Consider the following 5247-nt stretch of genomic DNA (forward strand, 5'->3'; position numbering starts at 1 on the left):
GTTCCGTATCGAACTGGGCGAGATCGAAGCCAAGCTCGCCCAGCACGAGGGAGTGAACGAGGCCGCGGTGCTGGTCCGTGAGGACGTACCGGGGGAAAAACGCCTGGTGGCCTATTTCACCCAATACGCGCCGCACGCAATGGCGGACCTCGACGCGTTGCGTACCTGGCTACTGGCGCAACTGCCGGCCTTCATGGTGCCGGTGGCCTATGTACGCCTCGACGCCATGCCGCTGACACCCAACGGCAAGCTCAACCGCAAGGTGCTGCCGGCACCGGCCCTGGAGGCGTTCATCACCCGGGGCTACGAAGCCCCCATCGGCGAAACCGAAATCACACTGGCCCAGCTATGGGCCGAAGTCCTCAACGTAGAGCGCGTTGGCCGTCACGACCACTTCTTCGAATTGGGCGGGCATTCCTTGCTTGCTGTCAGCCTGATGGAGCGGATGCGCCAAGAAGGTATGGAAGCGGATGTGCGGACGTTGTTCGAGCAGCCCACGCTCTCGGAATACGCGGCAACGACAGAAAAAATGGAGATTGTCCTGTGAGTGTGATCGAACTGTTGGCGACACTAAAAGAAAAAGGCGTACAGCTTTCAGTCAAGGGCGATCAGCTCGTGGTACGGGGCCGCAAACAGTCCCTGGGCGAGCCGGCGGTGCTGGCCTTGTTGCGCGAGCACAAAGCCGCGCTGATCGAGTTGATCCAGGCTGGGCAATACGATGACAGCAAGGCTGGGGACATCGACATCCCAGCCAATGCCATCGCCCCCGATTGCAGGCATATCACGCCGCAGATGCTGCCACTGGTGACCCTCGACCAGCCAGCCATCGACCGCATTGTGGCCACCGTGCCGGGTGGCGCGGCCAATGTGCAGGACATCTACCCGCTGGCGCCGTTGCAGGAGGGCATTCTTTATCACCACCTGATGGCCACCCAGGGCGATCCCTACCTGTTGCAGGCGCACTTCAGCATCACCCGGCAGGAGCGCCTGACGGATTTTGTCGACGCCTTGCAAAGCGTGATCGACCGCCACGACATCCTGCGCACTGCTATTGTCCGCGAGGGGTTGCAAGAGGCGGTGCAGGTGGTCTGGCGCGAGGCCCGGCTGGGAGTCAAGGACATCAGTGCCGACCTCGCCGAGGGCGACGTCATGGCGCAACTGCAGGCGCGCTTCGATCCTCGGCACTATCGCCTGGACGTCAACCAGGCGCCGCTGTTGCTGCTGGTAGTCGCCGAGGACCCGGCCAACCAGCGCTGGGTCGCCATGCTGCTGTTCCATCACATGGCCCTCGATCACGCGGCCCTGATGGTGGTGCAGAGTGAAATGCAAGCCTGGCTGATGGGGCAGAGTGGGCAATTGCAACCCGCCATCCCTTACCGTAATTATGTGGCGCGGACTCGCCAGGCCGGCCAGCGTCAGGCTGACGAGGCGTTCTTTAGTGAGATGCTGGGGGATGTGGAAGAGCCAACCTTGCCCTTCGGCCAACAGGATGTATTGGGCGACGGCAGCCGCATCGAAGAAAGCCATCAAGCCTTGACGCCGAACCTCAGTGGCCGCCTGCGGGCGCAGGCGCGCCAGCTCGGTGTGAGCGCAGCGAGCCTTTTTCACCTGGCCTGGGCCCAGGTGCTGGGCGGCATATCGGGCCGCGAGGACGTGGTGTTCGGCACGGTGATGCTGGGGCGCATGCAGGCCGGCGAAAGCCTGAGCCGGGCACTGGGCATGTTCATCAATACCTTGCCTCTGCGCGTGAACGTTGGTGCCCAGGACGTGGGCAACGGGGTGAAAAGCACCCATGCCTGGTTGAGCCGCCTGCTCAGTCACGAATATGCGTCCCTGGCCCTGGCCCAGCGTTGCAGCGGCGTGGCCGCGCCGGCGCCGCTGTTCAGCACATTGTTGAACTATCGCCACAGCGCCAGCGCCGCTCAAGTGCTCCCGGCCGAGGTCAGCCTGGCTTGGGACGGTATCGAGGCGCTGGGCGCGCAAGAGCGCACCAACTACCCGCTGATCCTTTCGGTGGACGATTTTTCCGATGACTTCGCCTTGTCGGTGCAGGCCACTGCGCTGATTGGCGCGCAACGCATCGGCGACTACATGCAAGCCGCCGTTGAAAGCCTGGTCACCGCCTTGGAGTCCGCGCCCGGAGCAATGCTTAACGACCTATCGTTCCTGCCAGAATCGGAGCGCGAACGGGTGCTGCTGTCGTTCAACGACACCGACCGTGATTATCCGCGGGAGCAGCCAATCCATGCCTTGTTCAAGGCCCAGGCCGAGGCGCGTCCGGACGCGCCGGCAGCGGTGCAGGGTGGGCAGGTCCTGACTTACCGCGAACTGGACAGCAAAGCCGGGCGTCTGGCCAGGCATTTGCTCGACCTTGGCCTGCAAGCGGGTCAAACCGTGGCGATCCTGCTGCCGCGCTCGCTCGATCTACTGGTCAGCCAGTTGGCCGTGCTCAGGTGCGCGGCGGTGTACCTGCCGCTGGACATCAACGCGCCCGCCGAGCGCCAGCAGTTCATGATCGAGGACAGCCACGCCGTGCTGGCCTTGACCCACAGCCACGAAGCCTTGGCGCCGGGCGTGCGCCGGGTGGATCTGGACAGTGCCGACCTTTCCGAGCCGTTGGTCCATTACGGCCAGCAACCCGCATCGAGCGAAGCGCCGGCCTACATCATGTACACCTCAGGTTCCACGGGGACGCCCAAGGGCGTGCTGGTGCCGCATCGGGCCATCAGCCGGCTGGTGATCAATAACGGTTATGCCGACTTCAACGAGCGGGACCGGGTGGCCTTTGCCTCCAATCCGGCCTTCGACGCCAGTACCCTGGAAGTCTGGGCACCGTTGCTCAACGGCGGTTGTGTGGTTGTGGTCGACCAGGCCGTGTTGCTGTCTCAGGAGCGCTTGCACAGGCTGTTGCTCGAGCAAGCGGTGAACGTGTTGTGGATGACGGCGGGGCTGTTTCACCAGTACGCCGACCACCTGATGGACGTGTTCGCCCAGTTGCGCTACTTGATTGTCGGGGGCGACGTGCTGGACCCGGCGGTGATCGCCCGCGTCTTGAAAGATGGCGCGCCGGCCCATCTGCTCAACGGCTACGGCCCGACGGAAGCGACGACGTTCTCGACCACCTACGAAATCAAGGCCGTCGGCGAGGGCAGCGTCCCGATTGGCCGGCCCTTGGGCAACACCCGGGTCTACATCCTCGATGCGCAGCAGCGGCCCATGCCCCAAGGCGTGGCCGGCGAGCTGTACATCGGTGGCCTGGGGGTCGCCAACGGCTACCTGAACCGCCCGGACCTGACCGCCGAGAAATTCCTTCGCGACCCGTTCGGCCAAGACGTCCAGGCCCTGATGTACCGCACCGGCGACCTCGGGCGCTTCCGGGAGGACGGCAATATCGAGTACCTGGGCCGCAACGACGGCCAGGTGAAGATCCGTGGCTTTCGCATCGAACCGGGGGAGATCGAAGCCCGCCTGGCGCAACACGCTGCGGTGAAGGAGGCGACGGTGTTGGTGCGTGAAGACGTTCCCGGCGAAAAACGCCTGGTGGCTTATTTCACCTTGCATTCAACGGATGACAGCGCAGGCATCGAAGCCCTGCGCGCACACCTGCAAAGCTGCTTGCCGGACTATATGGTACCGGCTGCCTACGTGCGCCTGGATACCTTGCCGCTGACCCCCAACGGCAAGCTCGACCGCAAGGCCCTGCCGGTGCCGGACCAGGCGTCAATCATTACCCGGGGCTATGAGGCCCCGCTGGGTGATACCGAAATCACCTTGGCTCGACTGTGGCAGCAAGTCCTCAACGTCGAGCAGGTGGGACGTCACGATCATTTCTTCGAACTGGGCGGCCATTCCTTGCTAGCCGTGAACCTGATCGAGCAGATGCGCCAGGTCGGCTTGAGTGCCGATGTCCGCGTGCTGTTCGGCCAGCCGACCCTCGTGGCACTGGCCGCGGCGGTGGGAGGCGGCAATGAGATCGAGGTGCCGGCCAATGGCATCACCCCCGGTTGTGAGCGGATCACCCCGGCGATGCTGCCGCTGGCGACATTGACCCAGGCGGCGATCGACCGAATCGTCACCACGGTGCCGGGTGGTGTGCACAACGTGCAGGACATCTACCCGCTGGCGCCGTTGCAGGAAGGTATTCTCTATCACCATGTCTCGGCGCAGCAGGGCGATCCCTACGTGTTGCAGGCGCTGTTCGCTTTCCAGGACGAGGCGCGCCTCGAGGCATTCGCCCAGGCATTGCAAGGAGTCATCGACCGGCACGACATCCTGCGCACCTCGATCATGTGGGAGGGGCTGGAGCAGCCGATACAGGTGGTCTGGCGCAAGGCGCTGTTGAGCGTCGAGCGACTGCAGCTGGACGCGTCGGACGCCGATGCGGTGCCCCAATTGCATGCACGTTACGACTCCCGTCATCATCGCCTGGACATTCGCCAGGCCCCGCTGATGTGCCTGCGATATGTCCATGATCCGGTCAACCAGCGCTGGGTGGCGATGCTGCTGTTCCACCACATTGCCCTGGACCATACCGCCCTGGAGGTGGTGCAGCAGGAAATGCAGGCACACTTGCTGGGCCAGGCCGGTCAATTGGCCGCCGCGCTGCCGTACCGCAACTATGTGGCTCAGGCGCGCCTGGGCGTCAGCGAGCAAGAGCACGAGGCGTTTTTCCGCGAGATGCTCGGTGATGTCGACGAGCCGACCCTGCCGTTGGGGTTGCAACAGGTGCAGGGTGACGGTCGCGGCATCGAGGAGGCCAAGCTGGAAGTGGACGCCGCTTTGAGCCGCCGCTTGCGGGCGCAGGCGCGGCAGCTCGGGGTGAGTGCGGCCAGCCTGCACCATTTGGCTTGGGCACAGGTACTGGGACGTTTGTCCGCGCGGGAGGACGTGGTGTTCGGCACGGTCCTGATGGGGCGGATGCAGGGTGGCGAGGGCGCCGACCGGGTCCTTGGCATGTTCATCAACACCTTGCCGCTGCGGGTCAGCCTGGATGAGCAGGGCGCGCGCGCCGGGGTCAAGACCATCCATGGGCGGCTGACCGCATTGCTCGGTCATGAACATGCTTCGCTGGCCCTGGCGCAACGTTGCAGCCGCGTGGCCGCACCGGCCCCGTTGTTCAGTGCTCTGCTGAACTACCGGCACAGCGCGACCGGCTCTGCTTCAGCCGAGGCCATGAGCGCCTGGCAGGGCATGGAGATCCTGAGCAACGAGGAGCGGACCAATTACCCACTGACCCTGTCGGTGGAC

Annotated in this window: 2 protein-coding genes; both read left to right on the top strand. The window is 64.4% G+C overall.

The window, feature by feature from the left end; genetic code table 11:
• Positions 1 to 547 (top strand): phosphopantetheine-binding protein (locus AC09SL_RS29285; RefSeq protein WP_479571977.1); only part of this gene is annotated, 547 nt, incomplete at its 5' end.
• Positions 548 to 639: 92 nt separating this feature from the next.
• The coding region (locus AC09SL_RS29290; protein WP_479571978.1) for a non-ribosomal peptide synthetase at positions 640 to 5247 on the top strand (4608 nt) is incomplete at its 3' end.

The organism is Pseudomonas sp. PF05 (assembly GCF_056521845.1).